Origin of the sequence: Streptomyces sp. MBT65 (genome assembly GCF_016612545.1) — a bacterium.
GTDB lineage: Bacteria > Actinomycetota > Actinomycetes > Streptomycetales > Streptomycetaceae > Streptomyces.
Window position 1 is genome coordinate 1 of the sequence record NZ_JAENRY010000575.1, and the last position, 3,552, is coordinate 3,552.

The 3,552-nt window shown below is 73.0% G+C and carries 4 protein-coding genes and 1 pseudogene; 4 read left to right on the forward strand and 1 reads right to left on the reverse strand.

Annotated features, from left to right (window positions below):
• Positions 1–278, forward strand: a pseudogene (locus JHN63_RS50520) (hypothetical protein); the annotation flags it as partial.
• 124 nt (positions 279–402) lie between these two features.
• Positions 403–1,176 (forward strand): L,D-transpeptidase family protein, encoded by a 774-nt coding sequence (locus JHN63_RS50525; protein WP_200691857.1) that lies wholly within the window; start codon positions 403–405, stop codon positions 1,174–1,176.
• On the opposite strand, the gene JHN63_RS50530 is transcribed toward JHN63_RS50525, so the two are convergent.
• Complete coding sequence (locus JHN63_RS50530) at positions 1,091–2,212, reverse strand: Dyp-type peroxidase (protein WP_200691858.1); 1,122 nt, start codon at positions 2,210–2,212, stop codon at positions 1,091–1,093. The two genes, JHN63_RS50525 and JHN63_RS50530, sit on opposite strands and share 86 nt — an antisense overlap.
• Positions 2,213–2,278: 66 nt before the next feature.
• On the opposite strand from JHN63_RS50530, the gene JHN63_RS54545 reads away from it, so the two are divergent.
• Together JHN63_RS54545 and JHN63_RS50535 are read left to right on the forward strand one after the other, a co-directional pair.
• Positions 2,279–2,581 (forward strand): hypothetical protein, encoded by a 303-nt coding sequence (locus JHN63_RS54545; protein ID WP_307782193.1) that lies wholly within the window; start codon positions 2,279–2,281, stop codon positions 2,579–2,581.
• Positions 2,512–3,552: right-handed parallel beta-helix repeat-containing protein (locus JHN63_RS50535; RefSeq protein WP_307782194.1), on the forward strand; the 1,041-nt coding region annotated here is incomplete at its 3' end. The genes JHN63_RS54545 and JHN63_RS50535, both read left to right, overlap by 70 nt.

Here is a 3,552-nt window from a genome sequence, read left to right on the forward strand (position 1 = left end):
ACAATGCCCAGCTCCTCGCCCAGTCAGGGGCCCTCCACCTGCGTGAGGAGGACGTCGACGGCAGCTCCTACGACGTCTTCTCCGGCCCCCGCCCCCGTCCCAACGCCTCCGCGAGCCCCGCCGCCGGCCGCTCCCCGCTGACCTACTGGATCGCCCCCGACGGCAGCCTCCGTCGCGTCGCGGCGAATCTCGGCACCGGGCACACGGCGACCATCGACCTGGGGGCCACCCGTGTCCGGCCAGGGGTGCCGGGAACGCCGTGGTCGCCGCGACGGTGAGCGGTACGGCGCCGGACGGCGTCCACGGCCTCTGCCGCGGTGCGCTCCGGGGCGCCCGGTGCCGGTCCCCGGTCGGGCTAGCCCGATCCCACCGACCCGCGGCAACTGCCGTATCCATGGATGCATGAAGGCGCGCATACGCAGGCTCTGCCTGCTCACGGTGGTGCTCCCCGCCCTGTCCTGGCCCTCCGCCCTCCCGGTGTCCGCCGAGCCGGCCCCCGCGTGCACGGCGATGACCGGCCCCTACCAGCGGGAGATGGAACGGCACCTGCGGCTCCCGGTCGACGGCCGGCAGTCGGATCAGGACTGCCGGGCGATCCGCGTGTTCCAGAGCGCCAACGGGGTGCGCCCGGCGGACGGTTACGCCGGGCTGGCGACCTACCGCACCATGCTTGTGGTGGAGGCACGGCCGAACCCGAACGCGGCAGGCCGGTGCCCCGTGCGTGACTACAAGGTGGCCTGTGTCGACCTGGACCGCCAGCTGATGTGGGTGCAGACGGGGCGCAGGACGGTGTTCGCGCCGGTGCCCGTCCGCTCCGGCCGGGACGGCGACGAGACGCGCACGGGCTGGTTCCGTGTCTACTGGCGGGACCTGGACCACTATTCCGACCTGTACGACAACGCCCCCATGCCCTACTCGCAGTTCTTCAGCGACGGGCAGGCCTTCCACGGCAGTTACGTCGACCTGTTCGAGGGCGGCTCGCACGGCTGCGTGAACATGCGCCTGGAGGACGCCCGGCGCCTGTGGGACGCGCTGGAGGAGGACGACGCGGTGTTCGTCTGGGGCACCAAGCCCGGCACCGAACGCTCGCTCACACGAGCAGACGTGCCCCGAGATCCTCCCCCGCCCGTGCCCCGGGCAGAACGTACGCCACCGCCGATGCCCGGTGCTCGATGAACCGGCTCAGGTCGTCCCGCTCGGCCAGCCGCTGCTGTACCCGCACGAACAGGGCCGGGTCCCGCATGAACGCCAGGAACAGCAGGCCGCGGTCGTCGGGGCCGTTGTCGTAGGAGTAGCCGCGGCGCAGCATCCGCGCTCCCCCGTCGAAACGGGGACTGGCCGCGCGGACGTGGGCGTGCAGCGGGATGACGTACCGGCCCTGCGGGCTCTTGGCGAAGATGTCGACGTCGTCGTGTTCGTGCCGGCGTCCCAGCGGGGCGCCGTCGGCCCGGTGCCGTCCGATGATCTCCTCCTGGCGTCGCGGTGCCAGCCGGGAGAAGTCGCCGACGCGGATGTGGACGCGGCGCACGACCAGGAAGGTGCCGTCGCCGGCCCAGACCCATTTCTCGCGCTCCTGCGGTGTGGGGTTCTCGGTGCCGTCCTTGAAGCCGAGCAGGTTCCGGGGCGTCTGTCCGGCGGGGGTGGGCGACAGGAACCCGGTCTGCCGCCAGCGGGGGCGCAGGGCGTCGGCGGCGAGGCCGGTGAGGGTGGTGGCCGCCTGTTCCGTCGTACGACGGTCGTCGGCGCACAGCTGGACCAGCACATGGCCACCGCAGCGCGCGGGGTCGAGACGGTCGCCGGGGAAGGGAGGCACTTCCCGCAGGGAGTCGGGAGCGGGGACGCCCAGCCTGCCGGGCAGCAGCGGGCCGATGCCAACGGTGGCGGTGAGCCGGGCCGGGGCAGGCTCGGCGTCCAGCATTCTGGACCAGCGGGCGAGAACGTCCCGCACGGCCCGCCGGCCCGCCCGGCCGTACAGGTCTGGTGCGAGGTCGTACGACACCACGAGCGCGGCGGGTTGTTGCGGAGTGGTCACTCCGGCCTGCCGGGCACCCCGGAAGGTGAACCCGGCGCCGCCAGGCGCGGCCGGTCGGCGCTCGGGCGCACAGGCGGAGGCCGCCCCGAGGACGCCGAGCCCCGCCGTCTCCCGGAGGAAGCGGCGGCGGGAGGGCCCGGGGCAATCGCCCGGTGTGTCGTGAAGAGGATGTGCTGTCATAGGAGTGAAAGGGACGATACATCTGCGAACGTGCTAAAAACTCTCTTTCTCTCTCTGTCCCGGGCCGTGTCCCGCACACTGCCGGCCGTGGCCCTGCTGCTCGGTGTCGTGGGCTGCGGCGCCGGCGGTCCCGGCGGCGGTGCGGCGGGCGCGGGCGGTGGGGCCGCGATCGTCCGGGTACCGCAGGACACGGCGTCGCTGCGGACCGCCATGGAGCGGGTCCGCCCCGGCGGACTGGTGCTGGTGTCTCCCGGCGTGTACCGGGAGAGCGTGATCGTGGCCAAGCCCCGCGTGGTCGTGTGCGGGGCACCGACAGGAACAAGGTCGTCGTGGACGGGGAGTTCCAGCGGGCCAACGGCATCACCGTGACCGGCGCGGGCTCCGTCGTCGAGAACCTCACGGTACGCAACCACCTCGCCAACGGCGTGCTGTTCACCGGCGTGACCGACGAGAAGCTCCAGGCGGGCCGGGCGGGCGGTTCGGCCTACGACCCGCTGGACACCGTCAAGTTCCCGCCGCTGAAAGGCTTCCGGGCCTCGTACGTGACGGCCTACGACAACGCCCTCTACGGCATCTACGCCTTCGACGCCCGCTCCGGCGTCATCGAGCGGTCCTACGCCTCCGGGCAGGCCGACTCCGGGATCTACGTCGGCCAGTGCCGGCCGTGCGACACGGTGGTGCGGCACAACACGATGGAGCACAACGCGGTCGGGCTGGAGGTCACCAACGCCTCGGAGCGGCTGTTCCTGCTCGGCAACCGTGCCTCGCACAACCGGGTCGGGCTCACCCTCAACTCCAACGACCTGGAGGCGCTCGGTCCGCAGCACGGCGCGGTGGTCACGGGCAACGCGTTCACGGACAACAACGACGACCAGAGCCCCGAGCAGGCCGACGGCGGCTTCGGTATCGGCGTGGGCGCCGGCGGGGCCCGCGGCAACGTCCTGGAGCGCAACCTGATCACCGGCAACCGGGCCGCCGGAGTACTGCTCAGCGACGTCCAGGGCTACCCGGCCCGCGACAACACCGTGCGCGCCAACAAGGTCGCCCACAACGGCACCGACCTCGTCCTGGCCACCGCCGCACAGGCCGGCAACTGCTTCACGGGCAACGCCGAGTCGACCACCAGCCCAGGCAGGATTCCAGGCACGGAGAGCTGCGGCACCGGCGCTGTGTCCGCCGTGCCGACCACTCCGCCACTGGGCCACGCGAGCCCCGTCGCGGCGCCGCCGGGCATCTCCTTCCAGGAGGTCCCGCCGCCACCTCCCCAGCCCGGCCTCCCCCGCGCCCGCACCGAGCCGCCCAGCCCGGCGACCGGCCTGCCGGGGGACGTTGACCCGGGG